At 69.2% G+C, this 16529-nt stretch carries 18 protein-coding genes; 5 read left to right on the top strand and 13 right to left on the bottom strand.

Going from position 1 to position 16529, the window contains the following annotated elements; genetic code table 11:
* Positions 1-131: 131 nt before the first annotated feature.
* Positions 132-761: a UbiX family flavin prenyltransferase gene (locus NIE111_RS04915; RefSeq protein WP_238683244.1), complete on the bottom strand. Its 630-nt coding sequence runs from the start codon at positions 759-761 to the stop codon at positions 132-134.
* Between the two features lie 152 nt (positions 762-913).
* Between NIE111_RS04915 and NIE111_RS04910 the strand changes: the two genes are divergently transcribed.
* Complete coding sequence (locus tag NIE111_RS04910) at positions 914-1900, top strand: terpene synthase family protein (RefSeq protein WP_238683243.1); 987 nt, start codon at positions 914-916, stop codon at positions 1898-1900.
* 21 nt (positions 1901-1921) lie between these two features.
* Here NIE111_RS04910 and mqnP read toward each other — a convergent pair whose 3' ends face one another.
* Entirely contained in the window at positions 1922-2833 is a 912-nt protein-coding gene (gene mqnP / locus NIE111_RS04905; RefSeq protein ID WP_238683242.1) for a menaquinone biosynthesis prenyltransferase MqnP, read from the bottom strand.
* Complete coding sequence (locus tag NIE111_RS04900) at positions 2833-4293, bottom strand: menaquinone biosynthesis decarboxylase (protein WP_238683241.1); 1461 nt, start codon at positions 4291-4293, stop codon at positions 2833-2835. The genes mqnP and NIE111_RS04900 overlap by 1 nt, the downstream gene beginning before the upstream one ends.
* A gap of 267 nt (positions 4294-4560) precedes the next feature.
* Between NIE111_RS04900 and NIE111_RS04895 the strand changes: the two genes are divergently transcribed.
* Entirely contained in the window at positions 4561-5436 is an 876-nt protein-coding gene (locus tag NIE111_RS04895) for an alpha/beta fold hydrolase (protein WP_238683240.1), read from the top strand.
* Between the two features lie 120 nt (positions 5437-5556).
* Here the strand turns inward: NIE111_RS04895 and NIE111_RS04890 are convergent, their stop codons facing one another.
* The 6 genes from NIE111_RS04890 to NIE111_RS04865 all read right to left on the bottom strand — a co-directional run bounded on the left by NIE111_RS04890 (position 5557) and on the right by NIE111_RS04865 (position 10083).
* The gene (locus NIE111_RS04890) at positions 5557-6381 is read right to left on the bottom strand and encodes an ABC transporter permease subunit (protein WP_238683239.1); all 825 of its coding nucleotides are present in this window, start codon (positions 6379-6381) and stop codon (positions 5557-5559) included.
* Positions 6382-6389: 8 nt separating this feature from the next.
* Positions 6390-7355 carry an ATP-binding cassette domain-containing protein gene (locus NIE111_RS04885; RefSeq protein WP_238683238.1) on the bottom strand — a complete coding sequence of 322 codons (966 nt, stop codon included), beginning with the start codon at positions 7353-7355 and terminating at the stop codon, positions 6390-6392.
* The gene (locus tag NIE111_RS04880; RefSeq protein ID WP_238683237.1) at positions 7352-8833 is read right to left on the bottom strand and encodes a PH domain-containing protein; all 1482 of its coding nucleotides are present in this window, start codon (positions 8831-8833) and stop codon (positions 7352-7354) included. Before NIE111_RS04880 ends, NIE111_RS04885 begins: the two co-directional genes overlap by 4 nt.
* Before the next feature lie 35 nt (positions 8834-8868).
* Complete coding sequence (locus tag NIE111_RS04875; protein ID WP_238683236.1) at positions 8869-9315, bottom strand: PH domain-containing protein; 447 nt, start codon at positions 9313-9315, stop codon at positions 8869-8871.
* Positions 9316-9376: 61 nt separating this feature from the next.
* The gene (locus tag NIE111_RS04870) at positions 9377-9667 is read right to left on the bottom strand and encodes a hypothetical protein (RefSeq protein ID WP_238683235.1); all 291 of its coding nucleotides are present in this window, start codon (positions 9665-9667) and stop codon (positions 9377-9379) included.
* A gap of 89 nt (positions 9668-9756) precedes the next feature.
* Entirely contained in the window at positions 9757-10083 is a 327-nt protein-coding gene (locus NIE111_RS04865; protein WP_238683234.1) for a LysR family transcriptional regulator, read from the bottom strand.
* A 608-nt stretch (positions 10084-10691) separates the two neighbouring features.
* On the opposite strand from NIE111_RS04865, the gene NIE111_RS04860 reads away from it, so the two are divergent.
* Positions 10692-10862 (top strand): aureocin A53 family class IId bacteriocin, encoded by a 171-nt coding sequence (locus NIE111_RS04860; protein WP_238683233.1) that lies wholly within the window; start codon positions 10692-10694, stop codon positions 10860-10862.
* 218 nt (positions 10863-11080) lie between these two features.
* Here NIE111_RS04860 and NIE111_RS04855 read toward each other — a convergent pair whose 3' ends face one another.
* On the bottom strand, positions 11081-11635 hold the full coding sequence (locus tag NIE111_RS04855; protein WP_238683232.1) for a carboxymuconolactone decarboxylase family protein: 555 nt from the start codon (positions 11633-11635) through the stop codon (positions 11081-11083).
* Between the two features lie 83 nt (positions 11636-11718).
* On the opposite strand from NIE111_RS04855, the gene NIE111_RS04850 reads away from it, so the two are divergent.
* On the top strand, positions 11719-12195 hold the full coding sequence (locus NIE111_RS04850) for a MarR family winged helix-turn-helix transcriptional regulator (protein WP_238683231.1): 477 nt from the start codon (positions 11719-11721) through the stop codon (positions 12193-12195).
* An 89-nt stretch (positions 12196-12284) separates the two neighbouring features.
* Here the strand turns inward: NIE111_RS04850 and NIE111_RS04845 are convergent, their stop codons facing one another.
* Positions 12285-12473 (bottom strand): DUF397 domain-containing protein, encoded by a 189-nt coding sequence (locus NIE111_RS04845; RefSeq protein WP_238683230.1) that lies wholly within the window; start codon positions 12471-12473, stop codon positions 12285-12287.
* On the bottom strand, positions 12464-13270 hold the full coding sequence (locus NIE111_RS04840; RefSeq protein WP_238683229.1) for a helix-turn-helix domain-containing protein: 807 nt from the start codon (positions 13268-13270) through the stop codon (positions 12464-12466). The genes NIE111_RS04845 and NIE111_RS04840 overlap by 10 nt, the downstream gene beginning before the upstream one ends.
* A 282-nt stretch (positions 13271-13552) precedes the next feature.
* Between NIE111_RS04840 and NIE111_RS04835 the strand changes: the two genes are divergently transcribed.
* A complete protein-coding gene (locus NIE111_RS04835; RefSeq protein ID WP_238683228.1) occupies positions 13553-14914 on the top strand; it encodes a COG1361 family protein in 1362 nt (453 codons plus the stop codon).
* Between the two features lie 132 nt (positions 14915-15046).
* Here NIE111_RS04835 and NIE111_RS04830 read toward each other — a convergent pair whose 3' ends face one another.
* Positions 15047-16528, bottom strand: coding sequence for an AAA family ATPase (locus NIE111_RS04830; RefSeq protein ID WP_238683227.1), 1482 nt, complete (start codon positions 16526-16528; stop codon positions 15047-15049).
* Position 16529: the final 1 nt, after the last annotated feature.

Below are 16529 nucleotides of genomic sequence, written 5' to 3'. Positions count from 1 at the left end.
GTCCGGTCCGCGTCCCGCTTCGGCCAACCGCCGGGCGGCAGCACCGCTCGTGCTGAGCAGCGGCAACGATGCCAGCGCGCGAGCGGACGGCCCAGCGCGAGCGGGACGGCGTCGCTTCGGGCCGCGCCGGCTCAGTTGCGGGCTGCGCCGAGCTGGCCGGACCACCGCCGGAACAGGGTGTGCTTGACGCCGAGCGCGTCCAGCACCTTGCCGGCCACGAAGTCGACCAACTGCTGCGCGCTGGCCGCCGCCCCGGCGCCGTAGAAGCCGGGGCTGGCCGGCAGCACCACAGCGCCCGCGTCGTGCAGGGCGATGAGGTGCTCCAGGTGGCTGCGGGTCACCGGTGTCTCCCGGGGGACCAGCACCACGGGACGGCGTTCCTTGAGGTTGACCTCTGCGGCGCGCTGCAACAGGTCCTTGGAGAGCCCGATCGCGATGCCCGCGCAGGCGGCCGTGCTGGCCGGGACCACCGCCATTCCGCGTACCCGGTAGGAGCCGCTGCTCGGCCCTGCGGCCAGGTCGCCGGCCGGCCAGTGCCGCACATCCGCAGTGGTCAGGTCCCGATCCAGCCAGGCGGCGAGGTCCTCGGCCCAGTGCCCGTCACGGAAGGATCGGCCGGTCTCGTCGAGCACAGTGAGTCGTGCCGCCCGGGACACGATCAGGTCCACCGGCTCGCCCGCGTCGAGCAGCCCGCCGATGACGGCCGCCGCGTACGGCGTCCCGGAGGCACCGGAGACCCCGACCACCCATGGTTCCCGCATGCCCCCAGCCTGCCTGGTCCGGCTGACCCGCTGGTGGGCACCCCCGGGGTTGGTCCGGTCCGACATGTCGGACGGGGTACCTGTCCACCCCACCGACCTGGCATGCTGCCGCTGGCGATTCGCACCGGAACCATCTCGAAGAGGAGGCATCGGTGACGACCGGCGAGATCCTCCGGACGCTGCGTGCCGAATGTCCGATCCCGCCCCGACTTCCACCACCACACACCGATCGTGTGCAGGACTGGCTGCTCGGTCTGCTGCCCGAGCTTGGCCTTCCACTGGACGACGTCGCGCTGCGCCGGCTGTCCCGGGGCGCCTTCGCCCGGTACGCCGCGCGGCTCTACCCGGCGGCGACCGAAGCCGACCTGCGGATGTTGGCCGCGCTGTTCACCTGGTTCTTCCTTGTCGACGACGCCTGCGACGGGCCGAATCGGTTGACGCCGGAGCAGATCCGGGCGCTGCGCAACGGCACCCTGGCGCTGCTGCACGGCGGCACCCGGCTGCGGCAGGCAGGGCTGACCGGCCCGCTGCGGCGACTGCTGGTGCTGGCCTGGCGGGAGCCGCGCCGCCGGATGCCGGCACGGTGGCGGCAGCGTTTCGCCGACGCGGTGGCCCGACACCTCGACGGCACCTGGCAGGAGGCCGTCACCAAGGAGGCCGGCCGCCGTCCCGGCGTGGACGAATACGTCGAGCTACGTCGGTCGACGTCGGCAGCGGAGGTGTCGTATCCGCTCGTGGAGTTCGTCAGCGGCCGGCCACTGCCCGACCCGGTCTACCACCACCCGCTGCTGCGTCAGATCGCCCGCACCGGCAACGACCTGCTCTCCTGGTACAACGACCTGGCCTCGTTGGAACGGGACCGGGTGACCGCCGGCGGGCACAACCTGGTCCTCGCCATCGAGACCGAACTGGGCGTTCCGGAGGCGGAGGCGGCCGAGCGGGCGGCCGAGCGCTGGCGGGAGGCGATGCGGCGCTTCGTCGCGTTGCGTGCCACGGTGCCGTCGTTCGGGCCGGCGTTGGACGAGACGGTCGCCGACCATCTCGACGGGATCGCGAACGCCGTGCGCGGGACCATCGACTGGACCTTCGAGAGCGCCCGCTACCCGGTCAGCACCACCCCGCCAGCCCCGGGGCCGTAGGCCGAGCCGGGTCACCCAGCCTCAGGGCCGTAGACCGAGCCGGATCACCAGGTCCAGCAGGGCGAAGAGGAACAGCGCGATGCCGACGAACCCGTTCGCGGTGAAGAACGCCCGGTTGACCTTGCTGAGGTCGGTCGGGGTGACCACCACGTGCTGGTAGGCGAACGCCACAGCTGTCAGTGCCAGCCCGATCCACCAGAGCCAACCGAGACCGATCAGCGCACCGAACCAGATGAACAGGGCGAAGGTCACCACGTGCGCGACAGTGGAGGCGTGCAGCGCGAAGCGCCGACCGTACCGGGCCGGAACGCTGTGCACGCCGATCTCCCGGTCGATCTCGGAGTCCTGGCAGGCGTAGATCAGGTCGAAGCCGCCGATCCACAGCCCCACTGCCGCGCCGAGCAGCCAGGCCGGCCCGGAGCCGTCCAGGGTGCCGGTGACCGCCAGCCAGGCGCCGACCGGGCCGACCGCCTGGGCGATCCCGAGGATGGCGTGCGGCCAGTTGGTGAACCGCTTGGCGTAGGGGTAGACGACGAGTGGCACCACGGCGAGCGGCGCGAGCACCAGGCAGAGCGGGTTGAGCAGGGCGGCGGCGACGAGGAAGACCACGAGTGCGACGGCCGCACCGGTCCAGGCCGTCCGCACGCTCACCGCTCCGGTGACCAGTTCCCGACCAGCGGTACGTGGGTTCCGCGCGTCGATCTTGCGGTCGAGGATCCGGTTGGCAGCCATCGCGAACGTCCGTGCGCCGACCATCGCCACGGTGATCAGCAGCAGGTCGAGCCATCGCACCCGCCCGCCGGCACCCTGCATCGCGGCCAGCGCGGAGAGAAACGCGAAGGGCAGCGCGAAGACGGAGTGCTCGACGGCGACGAGCTTCAGGAAGGACTTGGTCCGGCCCGGCTTCGCCGTCGGTGCGTCGATGACGGCCATCAGATTCCGTACTCCTTCCAGCGCTTGTCGACAAGGGCGGCGACTTCCGGGCTCATGCTCATTTCCTCCGGCCAACCGCGGGTGTAGCCCTCGGTGGGCAGCTTGCGGGTCGCATCGACGCCGGCCTTACCGCCCCAGAACTGCTGGTACGACGAGTGGTCGAGGTGGTCCACCGGCCCCTCGGTGAGCAGCAGGTCGCGGGCGTAGTCGACGTTGCCGAAGGCCCGGAAGGCGACCTCGTTGTAGTCGTGCACGTCGCAGTCCTCGTCGACGATCACGATCAGCTTGGTCAGCGACATCAGGTGTGCGCCCCAGATCGCGTTCATCACCTTCTGCGCGTGCTTCGGGTAGCGCTTGCGGATCGAGACGATCGCGCAGTTGTGGAAGACGCCGGCGGCCGGCAGGTCGTAGTCGACGATGTCCGGGATCATCAGCTTGAGCAGCGGCTGGAAGATCCGCTCGGTGGCCTTGCCGAGGCCGTGGTCCTCCTGCGGCGGCTTCGAGGTGACGATCGAGTGGTAGACCGGCTTGCGCTGCATGGTCATCGCCTCGATGTGCAGCACGGGGAACGGCTCGACCGGCGTGTAGAAGCCGGTGTGGTCGCCGAACGGCCCCTCGGGCAGCCGCTCACCCGGCTCCAGGTAGCCCTCCAGCACGATCTGCGCGTGCGCCGGCACCTGCAACGGCACTGTGAGGCAGTCGACCATCTCCACCCGCTCACCGCGCAGGAACCCGGCGAACAGGTACTCGTCGATGTCGCTGGGCAGCGGCGCGCTGGCCGCGTACGAGACGACCGGGTCGCAGCCGATCGCGACCGCGACCGGCAGGCGCTGCCCGAGCCGCTCGGCGACAGCGTGGTGCGCTGTCGAGTCCTTGTGGATCTGCCAGTGCATGCCCAGGGTGTTGCGGCCGTGCTGCTGGAGTCGGTACAGGCCGAGGTTGCGCTTGCCGGTCTCCGGGTGCTTGGTGTGGGTCAGCCCGTAGTTGTGGAAGATCCCGCCGTCGTCGGGCCAGACCTGCAATCCCGGCAGCCGGTTCAGGTCGACGTCCTCACCCCGGTAGACGACCTCCTGGCAGGGGGCGGTCTTCACCTTGCGCGGCGGAACCGACTTGAGCTGCATGACCTTGCCGAGGCCCTCCCGGATGCCCGACCAGCCGACCGGCAACTCCGGCTTGATCATCGCGCCGATCCGGGCGCCGACCTCGTCGAGCGAGTCGACGCCGAGGGCCATCGCCATCCGCTTCTCGGTGCCGAACAGGTTGATCGCCACCGGCATCTCGCCCCGGGTCGGACGCTCGAAGAGCAGCGCCGGGCCGCCGGCCCGCACCGTGCGGGTGACCACCTCGCTGATCTCCAGCGTCGGATCAACCGGGACGTCGATCCGGCGCAACTCCCCCGCGCGCTCCAGCGCCGCGATGAAGTCCTTGAGATCGGTATACGGGAAGCCACGAGCCGCCATGTCGCCCAGTCTCCCGCACCGGCTCCCGCACGGCCCAAGCCGGGTGCTGTGACGCTCGCGATTGCCTGCCAGCGGGCGGCGGACGGCGGGCGGCGGGCGGCGGCGTCCAGATCGACTCGGCTTTCCGGAGACCGCGGGGTCCCAGGTCGCCGGATACCGCGACTCCACGGAAGGCGAGCGGATCGCCGCCGCCTCGGGGCATGGCGGGCGGTTGAGCGGGTAGCCGGGCAGGCGGCGGAGGGGCGGGACGGCGGACGGGGGGTGGCGATGGGCGGGGAGCGGGTTCCGGCGGGATTCACCGAGCAACGGGCTCGGGTCGGCCAGATCACCATGAACTACGTCCGTGGCGGCACCGGCCCGCCACTGGTGCTGCTCCACGGGTACCCGCAGTGCTGGTACATGTGGCGGCACCTGCTGCCCGAGTTGGGGCGCTCCTTCGACGTGGTAGCGCCCGACCTGCGCGGCTTCGGCGGCAGCGACGCCCCGGACGGCGGGTACGACAAGAAGACTGTCGCCGCCGACCTGCACGGACTACTCGACCAGCTCGGCCTGGTCGGTGACCTTCGGCTGGTCGGGCACGACCTGGGGACCATGGTGGCGTACGCGTACGCCGCCGCCCACCCGCAGCGGGTGAGTCGGCTGGCGCTCACCGAGGCGCCGATCCCCGACGAGAGCATCTACACGTTTCCCGCGCTCACCTCGGCCGGGCCGGGGGTGTGGAACTTCGGCTACTTCTCCCTCGGCAACGGGCTTCCGGAGGCACTGGTCGACGGGCGGGAGGCGCTCTGGGTGGACAAGTTCACCGATGCGCTGATGGTGCGCAAGGGCAGCATCGCCGCGCCCGACATCGAGGAGTTCGCCAGCCATCTGCGCGACCCGGCGCATCTGCGGGCCAGCTTCGCCTACTTTCGGGCGTTCGAGCAGGACATCGCCGACAACGCGGTGTACCGGGGCACGAAGCTGACCATGCCGGTGCTGGCCGTCGGCTCGGCGGCCAGCCTCGGCGGGCAGGTCGCCGAGCAGGTCCGCCGGTACGCCGACACGGTGCGCGGCGAGGTGATCGAGGACTGCGGGCACTGGCTGTACGAGGAGCGCCCGGACGAGATGCTCGCCCTGCTGCGCGACTTCCTTCAGGCGGATTGAGCAGCGGCTCCCGCCGCCGGGACGCGTCAGCGTTCAGGCGGCGGGAGCCGGGCGTGGATGGCCAGTGGCGCGGCCACCGAGCGGTTTCCCCGCGGGCCGAGCGAATCGAACGGCTGTTGTTCACACGTCCCGGCGACGCAGGGACAACACAGCGAAGCCCGTGAGCGCGCCGGACCATGCCACGAGCGCCGCCACCGCGCCCAGCCATCGACCGGTGTTGTTTGCCGACTCCAGGAGGGTCGTCACCGCCGCCCCGAAGCTGTGGCTGGAGATCGCCGACGGAAGCACCTCCGCCGGGACCGTCATCAGGGCGATCGTCAGCACGATCAGCAGACCGAGGATGGCGAAGATCGCACCGGCTGAGCTGCGCAGCAGACACCCGAGGCTGATGGCCGACACACTCACACCTGCTGTGGCAACCAGGGTGCCGACCAGACTCAGGACGCTGGCCCGGTCGTTGAGGGGTGTGCCCAGCGGACCCGGCGTGAGGGCGAGCCAGTTAACCACCGCGGTCACGAGAATCGTCACGCCAACCAGAGCGCTGGAGGCACCGCCGACTGCGGCCAGCTTGGCGGCCAGCACAGGTGTACGCCGGGGAGCCGCACCGAAGGCGAGCCTGATGGTGCCGTTGCCGAAGTCGCTGGCACCCGCGATCGCACCGATTGCGGCAATCAGGAAGATGGAGAGCTGCATGCCGATGAGGGTCGTGTTGATGAAGGTCGGCAGGAGCTCCGCCGCGGATTGTTGGGCATCCGGCTCGGTGAAAAACGCGACCGGGATGCTGAGCCCAGCCGTGCAGAGCGCGGTCAGGACCAGGAGAACGACGAGCGAGCGCGCCGTGACGAGCTTGATCAGTTCGCTGCGCACGAGGCCACCGAAGGTCAGTTCATGCGTCGGTGGAACATGCCTGCGCATTGGGGCATCGACCTCTGCTGCCGTGCTCATCGCCCGGCTCACCTCATCTCAATCTTGACATCGTCCATTGGCTCGGCCACCGCCCGCTCGGGCTCGCCGATGTCGCGCCCTCGGAACGTGACCGACTGCGCTGTGAGCTCCACGAATGCCTCCTCCAGTGAGGCCCGCAGGGGGACGAGTTCGTGCAGTCTGATGCGATGCTCGGCGGCCAGGTCACCCACCTCGACCGCGGTGAGTCCGTCCACGCGGAAGGCTCCCTCCGGCGCGTTCGACAGGTGTCCGCCGCTGGAGCGCACCAGTCGACCCAGTTCCTCGCCCTGAGGGGTGCGCAGGAGTACGCCCCGGGACCTGCTGCGGCCGATCAGCGCGCTGACGGTGTCGTCGGCGATCAGCCGTCCCTTACCGATGACCACCACATGGTTCGCGGTCAGTGCCATCTCGCTCATCAGGTGTGAGCTGATGAGCACCGCTCTGCCCTCGGCCGCCAGCTTCTTCACCAGGGTTCGCATCCAGAGGATGCCGTCCGGGTCCAGCCCGTTGATGGGTTCGTCGAACATGAGGCTCGACGGGTCCGCCAACAGGGCAGTGGCGACGCCGAGCCGCTGGTACATGCCCATCGAGAAGCCGCCGATTCGGCGGTTTGCCACGTCACCGAGACCCACCAGATCCAGCACCTCCCGGACCCGGGAGGTGCCGATCCCCGCGGTGGCCGCAACAGCTTGGAGATGGCGGAACGCGGTACGCCCGGGATGCCCCGACTTTGGGTCGATCAGCGCGCCCAGCGCGCCGAGCGGATTGCGGTGCTGGTTGAAGGGAGCCCCGTCGACGAGGACCGTCCCACTGTCAGGTTGAGTCAGTCCCAGGATCATCCGCATCGTCGTGGACTTCCCTGATCCGTTGGGACCCAGGAACCCGGTGACGATCCCCGGCCGCACCACGAAGGAGAGGTCGTCGACGACCGCTGTCCCGCCATACTTCTTGGTGACCCCGTTAACTTCGATCATGCCATCTTCTCTTTCCCCCGAAGCGTCGCCGCCCTGGTCGTGGCCTCGATGAACTGGTCGGTCAACGCCGGCCTGCCGACCGGCACCCACAGCCGGACGGTTCGTGAGTCGTAGATCCCGAGACACACCGCACCGATCGACACGCGGTGGGCCGCGATCTGGTGTGAGTGGACGAAGTACACGGAGTCGAGGGGAACCACGTAGCGGGTGACCCACAGGAAACCGCGTCTGAAAGTGAGCACGGCGCCGTCCGGATCGAGCCTCGCGGCCACCCAGCAGTAGTTGCTGGCAATCAGCAGGACGAGCGCCAAGACGACCATGAGGGCGCCCGCCGTGACCGGGCGCAGGTTGCTTGCCGCCACGCCGGCCACCGTCAACACCACCGCGTTGACGGCGAGGAGCCACCAGGCGACGGAGCGTCGAACCGAGTACGACTCGTCGGCGGCAGCGGCGTACGCAGGGAAATGACGCCGAATCTCGTTGCGCAGGAACGCCAGGCGGGCTGCGGGGAAGACGACGTTGGCCCCGATCCGCTCCCCGGACTGTCGGGCCACGACATTCAGCCGGGCATGGCCCGTGGCGCGCATGAGCGGATTCTGTTGAATCTTGATCCCCGCCACCTGGGAGCGGGACACCTGGCGGGACTCCGCGGACACCAGCCCACCCGACATGGCGAGCACCGATCCCCTGAGGCGAACCTCGAACGATCGGTACCGCAGCCAGGCGACTGTCGTCCCGAACCCGATCGCGACCGGCACTGCCAGCACCAGGACGGCGGCCGCCAGCACCCACAGTGTCGCCGCACTGTCTGGAAGGTCGGGAGTGGCAGCGGACCAGGGCAACAGGATCGCAAGGTTGTCGTAGAGCCCGAACAGGAAAGGGACCACCAACAGGAACTGTCCGTAGGTGACCGAGAGCATGAAGTAGTCCCGGGGGCGGATCCGATAGATCAGGTCGTTGTCGCCCGAGGGGTGACCCTCTTCCCGATCCACAGCATCCGGCCGGTGCTCGGCAGACTCGGTTGCCGAAGCGACAGCGGGATGCCGGGGACGGGAGGTCGGGCGAGCCCGGTGGGCCTCGAACAGGTCCTCGATCTCGGTGGCCACCGCCTCCGGCACCGCCTCGATGACCAGGTTGGCCTTCGACTGCGCACCGATGCCGATCAGGACCCGCGAGCAGCCCAGGGCCCGACCGACCGTCGACCGGGAGGTCTGGACGCTGGTGACTTCCGACCAGGCCAGCGAGGTGGAGCGCCGGAACACCAGCCCCGTGGCGAAGGTGACCCCGTCGGGACTCACCGAGAATCGGGTCATCCACCAGTCCACGATCAGACTGAGCACGATGACGCCACCCACCAGACCGAAGATCGCGTCTACCGGGATGCCGAGCACGGTTGGCCACTTGGCCCGTATCGAGAGCCATACGATGATCGCCGGGACGATGCCGGTCACGTGCTCGGCCGCGCGAACGGCGAACATGGCCGGGCTGTTGCGACGATTCCGGATTTCTTGCGTCATTCCGGGTGCTCACGAATCAGCTGCTCGAAGCGGTCGGCCTCGGCCCGCCCGAGCGGGCCGAGGGACCGCGATTCGACGATCGTCGCCGCCCTGACGGTGTACAGGTTGAACAGGCTCAGGATCGGACCCTGGCGTACCTCGCAGTACAGGATGCGGGAGAGCGGGTACACCTGCCGCCGCCTCCAGAAGCGACCCTGCTCGATGATGATGCACTCCGCGGTCAGGGCATACCTGTAGTACCGGTAGCGCTGCGGGATCAGCACCAGAGCGTCGAGCACGGCGAAGGCCAGCGCGGCGAGAGCGAGCAGACGGATCCACACGTCCCACTGCGGCGTGGTGAAGGACGCCCGGGACAGGGTGAAGGCAACAACGAGCAGCGCGACGACGCCGACAGCATTCTCCACCTGCCAGAAGACGACCGACCGACGGTCCAGTCGCCTCATGCGGGGGTTCGGACCGTCGGCGTCCGGCGTCGCCCTGTCAACCGCATCGGTCACCGCGGCGTCACGACTCACGTCGCACTGAACCCGAAGGCTCGCTCGCCGCGGCCTTGCTTCTCGCCTGCCGCGCCCCCGCCCATATCCAGAGCAGCGTCACCAGGCCAGCGACCACCACCACGTACGGCTTTCCTGCCGGAATTCGCCCTTGGACGATGAGCACCACGGCTGCGATCACGAACAGGCATGGAACCACCGCACCCATCCAGGCCGGCCCCCGGCGCGCCATGAGCAGGTGAAGGCCCAACACCGCCAGCACCGCCACAGTCACGCCGATAAGCGCAAGATTCTGCGACACGCGCTACCTCCTCTTTCGGCCCGAATCGGGCAGGACAAGGGACGGCGGATCCGCTGCCGCCCGGCCGGTTGTTATGTGTTGACTTCGGCTCACGAGGCATTTCTTTTCTTCAAAACGTTATCATCACCGTCGTCGAAGCGCTTATTCTGCCGCGTCTCAGCATTGGCCGGTGGTAGCGACTTCAGCTCAGCGGCGATCCGTAGCAGCTCCTGCGATATCCGCAGGGCCACGTGGCCGTTACGAGTGAGGTTGAGACCCCGGACCTCACGTTCGAACAGCTCAACTCGGCAGACCTTCTCCACCTCACGAATGTGATAGAGGACAGTCGATTTGCCATATCTGAGCTTCTTCGCGGCCTCCGAGACGCTGCCAGACGAGGCGGCGGTAACGAATGTTCTCAGCATTTCGGTATTCATGTGCTCCCCCATGTGACGTGCGGTTCACTGCCAGCGCTTCCCCCAATGACGTGCGGCCTACTGCCAGTCGGCGTCGATGCGTCCAGCTGGGTTGATCATCAGCAAAGCTGCGCTGAGCGCGATCTTGCGGCTGGGAGTTGAGCCAGCACCTCATCCCCCACTCTGGATCAAGCCGACCCCATGGCTTGTGCAGCGCTTGGGGCCGGCCAGGCACAAGGTATCAAAGGTTGAACCCCGCCAGGGCCCTTGCCATTGGCCGACGACTGTCGCTTACGGCTGCCCCGCAGCCCATGGTGATCCATCGGCACGCCGATTGCTGACTCAATGTCTGAAAGTTGCCATTCAGTGACGTCGGCCCATGCCAAGCAGTGCCCGTTAAGGGCCTTAGGTTAACTTCCGCCACGTTGCCGGGACGATGAGCGGACCTAAATACCACGGCGGCCATAACCTAGGCAACTGCCGTACGGAAACTTCGTCGTTCGTCGCTGTCTCCGAATGTGGGTGTTAGTTTTTCCTCGCCCAACCGGGGCGGAATTACAGCGGGTCGTTTCTGCAGGGTGTTCCTCTGCTTCACCTGTTCGAAACGCCACGATTATTGGAGGGTTCAGATGGGCTGGTTGACTCTGGCAGCGAAGATCATCAAGGCCGGCGCCAAGTACGGCACACGGTTCGCGAAGTGGGTGTGGGCGAACAAGACCCAGATCCTCAAGTGGTCGAACGCCGGCTACACCGTCTACGAGATCGTCCAGCTGATCGCTCGCATTCTCGGGCTGGCCTAAGCCCTTTCGGATCCCCCAGATCCTGAGCGCCTGTTGACGAAAAGGGGAGGTCGGCCATTCATCGGCCGCCTCCCCTTTTCGTATGCGTTTGTAGGGTGCAACGCTGATGCCTATCAGCAGCGTGCCTGGTCGCGTTCGGCCCGAGTTCGCCGGGGCGGCAGTCGCTCTGGATGGACACGCCCCCGGGGCGGCCCGAGCAGGGCCGCAGGTGTCCTCGGTCAGGCTGCGGGCGTCCAGGCGTGGGCGGCCAGTGGCGGGTCGAGCGGTGCCCGGGTGAGCCGGTTGGCGAAGGTGGACATGGTGTACGCGCCGACGCCGAGCACCACGTCCAGCGCGTGCCGGGGCTGGTAGCCGGCGGCCAGGAAGTCGTCCATCTCGTCGTCGGGCACTGCGCCCCGGTGGTCGAGCACGGCCAGCGTGAATCGGCGCAGCGCCTCCAGGCGCGGATCGGGCAGCACCGACCCGGCACGCAGGGCGGTGATCAGCTCGGGGGTCGCGCCCAGCCCGGTGAGCTTGCCGGTGTGCAGAGCGACGCAGAAATGGCATTCGTGACTGGTGGAGACCGTCAGGATGACCACCTCCCGGTCCAGCGGGGCGAGGTCGGTCTGCTCGAAGCCTGTGCTGGCGGTGAGGAAGCCGCTGAGCAACTGAGGCGAGTCGGCCATCAGGGCCACCGGGGTGGGCAGCCAGCCGAACCGGCCGCGTACTCCCTCGATGGACCGACGGGCGGCGGCGGGTGCGGTCTCAGCGGTGTGGGCGGTGAAGACGGACACGGTTACCTGCTTTCCGGAGCCTGGTTCGTCGGACGGTAAGATAGTCAACATGGTTGACGAAATAGTAAACGTGGTTGTCGAACATGGCAACCGCTGATCCCGTGCGTCCCGGCTTCGCGCTGCCGCTGCTGCTGCTGGCCGGCTTCCGGACACTGATCGACGACCTGCACGCCGAGCTGGCCCGGGAGGGGCATCCGGAGCTGCGACCGCTGCACGGGTTCGTGCTCCAGGCCGTCGGCGCGGACGGCACCACAGCCACCGAGCTGGGCCAGCGGCTGGGCATCTCCAAGCAGGCCGCCGGCAAGACCGTCGACCGGTTGGTGGCCGTCGGCTACCTGGAGCGGGTCGACGACCCCTCCGACGCCCGACGGCGGCTGGTCCGGGTGACCCCGCGCGGCGCGGACGGGCTGCGCCGCTCAGCCGAGATCTTCGACCGGCTGCGGGCACAGTGGACCGAGACGCTCGGCCCGGAACGGGTCACCGCGATGGAAGACGACCTCGGGACGATGGCCTCGGCCAACTGGTTCCGACTCGACGTGCCCGGCTGGTTCGGCGGCTGATCGTGGGCGCGGGCGAAACCTCCGGGCCACAGTGCGGGGTGCCCAGGTCGGGTGCGGGAGCGCCCGCGGCCAGCCGGCTGAGTGGACGGTCAGTGAGTGCGGGCCAGCTCGACGAAGGCCCGCCACGCGGCCGGGGTGAAGGTCAGCAGGTCGCCGTCGCGGTCCTTGGAATCGCGGACGTGCACCCGGCCCGGCAGGTTGTCGGCGACCTCGACGCACGCGCCGGCGTCGTTGCCACTGCGGGTGGACTTGTGCCAGCGGGCTCCGGTCAGATCCATGGCTTCACGATCTCCTCGAGCAGGTCGATCGACTGCTGCCGGGGCAGCGCGTCACTGCGCAGACTCTCCCACCTTCCGAGCAGGGTCGCCACCTCGAAGATGTCGTCCACGGCGGTGCCACCGGTCTGGTTGTCGAGGAAGCCGAGCCAACTGCCGTCGGCGGTGCGGCCCAGGATGAACGGCCCGAAGAGGCCGGCGTGCAGGCCCACACCCTGCGGCAGCACGTGCACCCTGATGTGCGGCCGGCGGGCGCACGCCACCAGGTGCCGCAACTGCTCGGCCAGCACCCCGGCGCAGCCCTCCGCGAAGCGCTGCAACGCGGCTTCGTCGATCACGGCGGTGAGCTGCGGCGGGTGCTCCCGGTCGAGGATCGTCTGCCGCTCCAGCCGGGCCGCCACCAACTCCTCCACCCGGTCGGCGGTGAGCCCGAGGTCGAGCCGGAACACCGCCCGGGCGTAGTCGGCGGTCTGCAACAGCCCGGGAATCATCGTCGCGCCGAAGCACCGCAGTTGGGTGGCGACCCGTTCGACCTCCAGCCAGGGGCGGAACCAGACCGGCTCGCCGTCGCGCCGGCCCAGCTCGCGCAGCGAGACCAGCAGGCCGCCGGTGTCGAGCACCTCGTCGGCCCGGATCAGGTACGCCTCGTTGGGTGCCGTCTGACCCAGCTCGACGGCCGACACCATGGACGGCGAGTAGTGCGCCCGTTTGCCGTACTCCTCCTGGGTCAGCCCGGCCGCGAGCCGGGACCGCCGGAGCTGCTCCCGGATAAGCGCCGCCGTGGACACCACTGTGGTCACCGCACCCCACCTTCCGCCGCGATTGTCGGGTCGTACGACCCATCTGCCGCACGGTAGCGAGCGCCTGACACTGTGTCATGCCGTGACGCGCATATCGCGGTAACCCGAGCTGCGACCCCGCCTGACCGCCCGGCTCGGCCGCCTGGAAGTCGAGTGGATCAACGACCGACACAGTCGATCGAAAACCGTCACAGGTGATCTCTAAGATCATGGATGCCGATCGGGTCGGGGTGCTGCGAACCTGGCTTCTTCCGACCGGCTCATCCCTCACCAAGGAGATCCATGAGATCTGTGCACGTTGCGCGTGGCAGGCTCTTGCGCGGCCTGACCGCGCTGGTCGTGGGCACCGCAGGGGCCGCCGTGGCGGCTGGCCCGGCCGCGGCCCAGGACGACCCCGGCTGGGTCGACGGCTGGCTGGGTGACGTCACTGTCGGCGGCCCCGGCGCTCCCGGCCGGACGGTGCCACTGACCCTGAACAGCACCGGCGCCAGCCAGCCCCGGGTGACCATCGACCTGACCGGCCTGGTCGGCGTGGCCACCGCCGGCTTCCCCGACTACTGCGTCACCCAGGGCACCTCGGTGACCTGCCCGATGCCGCCGACGGCCATCGACGAGTTCGGCACGCTCACCGGCACCGTCCCGGTGGTGTTCCGGCCCGCGCCCGGCGCTGTCGACGGCGCGACCGGCACCCTCGACTACACGGCGCTCGGCGAGCAGACCGAGGCGTACACCCAGCAGGCGACTGTCACGGTGCGGTCCGGGCCCGACCTGCTCGACACCGTCGACGAGCACCTGACCGGCATCGAGGTGGGCGACAACCTCGCCGTACCGGTGTCCGTGGTCAACGCCGGTGACCAGCCGGCGGTGGACCTGCGACTCACGCTCGGCTTCCCGGTGGGCCTGGTCCCGCCCAGCTACCGCAACTGCCGGTACGGCACCAACCAGTCGCTCGCCACAGTGGTGGTCTGCACCGTGCGGGGCACGTTCACGCCCGGCCAACGCCACGAACTGCGGGGTGGGCTCGACACCACTGTCGGCCCGGCGACGCTCGGCAGCAAGCGGATCACCCAGGCCGTACAGCCGCTGGCCAGTGCCGGGCCGCTCCCGACCGGCGTGAAGCTCAAGCGCCGCGACGCCGACCAGGCACTGCGGCTACGGCCGGTGGGCGCGGCGCTCGACGTGATCCCGGTCGAGGCGACCCGAGCCGACGGCCAGACCTACCTGCGCGGCGTGCATGGCGCCTTCGACATCGTCGCCAGGGGCGCGGCCGTCACCGGAGCCGTCGGGGACACCGTGCGGGTCACAGTGGGTCTGCGCAACAAGGGTCCGGGCGTGCCGGATGGCACCCTCTCCGGCGATGGTGTCGGGGCTTTCCAGTTCACCCCACCCACCGGGGTCACCGTGCTGGCCACGCCGCCGGGTTGCTGGCTCAGCGGTGACGAGGAAGAGCCCGAGACCGTCCCGGCAACCTGGTACTGCAACGGGTCGGGGTCGGTCTTCCCTGCCGGCAAGACGCACACGGTCGGGTTCGACCTGCGGATCGACAGCCACACCGGGGTCCCCGGCAAGGTCCAGCCGTCCCAGCGCTACCCCCGGGTGGACGACAACCCGAGCAACGACATCGCCCCGGTCACCGTGAGCTGACCGAGGCACGTAAAACGATGCGGGCCGGTCACTGACGATTCAGTGACCGGCCCGCACCGCGTCGCCAGGGTCAGTCCGGCCGCGCGCCGCGACCGCCCGAGTTGCTCCCGGATCAGCGCCGCCGTAACCCCCTCAGTCGCCCGAATAAAGCCGCGACGGATCGACGAGAACGACATCGGGACGCTGACCGGCCGCGTGCCGAAGCTCGTCGGTGAACCCCGCCGCGCTCGCGAGCAACAACCGGGCGTCCCGCACGTCCAGGCCGGGCCGCGCGGCGAGTAGGTCACGTGCCCGGCTCAGCCGATCCAACTCGGGCAGACCCAGCGTGCGACCCCACTTGACCTCTCCGATGGCGAGCAGCGGCCGAGGGCCGTCGCCGAACGGCGGCTCACCGAACGCCACCAGGTCGAGTTCCAGGCTGGTGCGGGTGGAGGGATCGGTGAGGACGGCCGCGCTGGCCTCCGCGACGACACCGCCGAATGTCTCCGGCGCGGCGAAGCGCAGGGCCCACTGCCGGACGATCTCCTCGAACGCTGGCCCCAGCACCCCGCTTGAGTACCGGCGATTGGAACGCCTCCAGACGTCCGCGCCACGCCGCTGCTCCAAGGCCGTCCAGGAGGGCCGCATGACCGCCTGATAGAAGGTGATCAGGGGTTCGGCGATGCGGTAACGGCTACGCCCGCTACGGAGCGGATCGGGCTCGCGAATGAGGAGACCGGCGTCCTCAAGGACGGTGAGCGGGTGCTGGAGGTCGGTGGCCTTCCGTCCGATGTACCCGGCGATCCCCCCTCGGGTGCCGTTGCCTTCGGCGACCGCGGACAGCACGGAATGGTAGAGCGCGGTGTCCCGCAGGTCGGGATCCTCGGCGAGCAGATAGCGAGCCTCGCGGAACAACGGGCGGGCCGGATTCAGCACGGCGCGCACGACCCAGTCGTCGAAATCGTCCGGCCCGTCGGGCACATCGTCCTGGACGTATTCCCGTCGGTAGGCCGGCGTGCCCCCGACGATGGCGAACACGCGGGCAGCGAGGGCAGGATCAACGATCCCCCAGAACGTCGCGGCGGCCCGATAGTCCAACGGTGGCACGGGCAGTTCCAGCCCCGCCCGTCCGCGCAGCGGGGCCGAACCGGCAAGCAGACCACCCATGAACGACAGTGCCGAACCGCACAGCAGCAGGCGCGTACGAGATTCGGTGCGCTCGACCCGGCCCGGCGTGAGGGCGTGCTGAATGATCGACGGGAGATCCCGACTGGATCGGGCGAGGTAGGGGAACTCGTCGATCACCACGGTGACCGGGCGGCGCTGGCCCAGTGCGAGCAGCGCGTCGACCGCACTCGACCAGTCTTCCAGGCGAAGCGGACCAGGCGCGTCGGTGTGCCGGCCGAGAGCCTCCCCGAGTCGACGCAGCGATTCTGCCGGGGTCGCCTCGGTCGCCCCGAAGTAGAAACCGTCGGTAGCGCGGGCCAACTCGTACAACAGCAGAGTCTTGCCCTGCCGGCGACGGCCGCTGACCACGCCAAGCGTCGCGCCGGGCCGGTCGTCCGCGGCGAACCGGACCAGCTCCGCCCATTCGACGTCACGGTCGAAGATTTCCGCTGGTTTGGAGAGCTTCACT

The organism is Micromonospora hortensis (assembly GCF_022230935.1).
Taxonomy (GTDB): Bacteria; Actinomycetota; Actinomycetes; order Mycobacteriales; family Micromonosporaceae; genus Micromonospora; species Micromonospora hortensis.
This window is presented reverse-complemented; position numbering and strand designations above follow the sequence as displayed.

Bases quoted from the DNA above. Each gene is read 5' to 3' on its own strand.
- NIE111_RS04915 (WP_238683244.1), bottom strand. From the start codon at position 761: ATGCGGGAACCATGGGTGGTCGGGGTCTCCGGTGCCTCCGGGACGCCG.
- mqnP (WP_238683242.1), bottom strand. From the start codon at position 2,833: ATGGCCGTCATCGACGCACCGACGGCGAAGCCGGGCCGGACCAAGTCC.
- NIE111_RS04900 (WP_238683241.1), bottom strand. From the start codon at position 4,293: ATGGCGGCTCGTGGCTTCCCGTATACCGATCTCAAGGACTTCATCGCG.
- NIE111_RS04895 (WP_238683240.1), top strand. From the start codon at position 4,561: ATGGGCGGGGAGCGGGTTCCGGCGGGATTCACCGAGCAACGGGCTCGG.
- NIE111_RS04890 (WP_238683239.1), bottom strand. From the start codon at position 6,381: ATGAGCACGGCAGCAGAGGTCGATGCCCCAATGCGCAGGCATGTTCCA.
- NIE111_RS04885 (WP_238683238.1), bottom strand. From the start codon at position 7,355: ATGATCGAAGTTAACGGGGTCACCAAGAAGTATGGCGGGACAGCGGTC.
- NIE111_RS04880 (WP_238683237.1), bottom strand. From the start codon at position 8,833: ATGTTCGCCGTTCGCGCGGCCGAGCACGTGACCGGCATCGTCCCGGCG.
- NIE111_RS04875 (WP_238683236.1), bottom strand. From the start codon at position 9,315: ATGAGGCGACTGGACCGTCGGTCGGTCGTCTTCTGGCAGGTGGAGAAT.
- NIE111_RS04865 (WP_238683234.1), bottom strand. From the start codon at position 10,083: ATGAATACCGAAATGCTGAGAACATTCGTTACCGCCGCCTCGTCTGGC.
- NIE111_RS04860 (WP_238683233.1), top strand. From the start codon at position 10,692: ATGGGCTGGTTGACTCTGGCAGCGAAGATCATCAAGGCCGGCGCCAAG.
- NIE111_RS04850 (WP_238683231.1), top strand. From the start codon at position 11,719: ATGGCAACCGCTGATCCCGTGCGTCCCGGCTTCGCGCTGCCGCTGCTG.
- NIE111_RS04845 (WP_238683230.1), bottom strand. From the start codon at position 12,473: ATGGATCTGACCGGAGCCCGCTGGCACAAGTCCACCCGCAGTGGCAAC.
- NIE111_RS04835 (WP_238683228.1), top strand. From the start codon at position 13,553: ATGAGATCTGTGCACGTTGCGCGTGGCAGGCTCTTGCGCGGCCTGACC.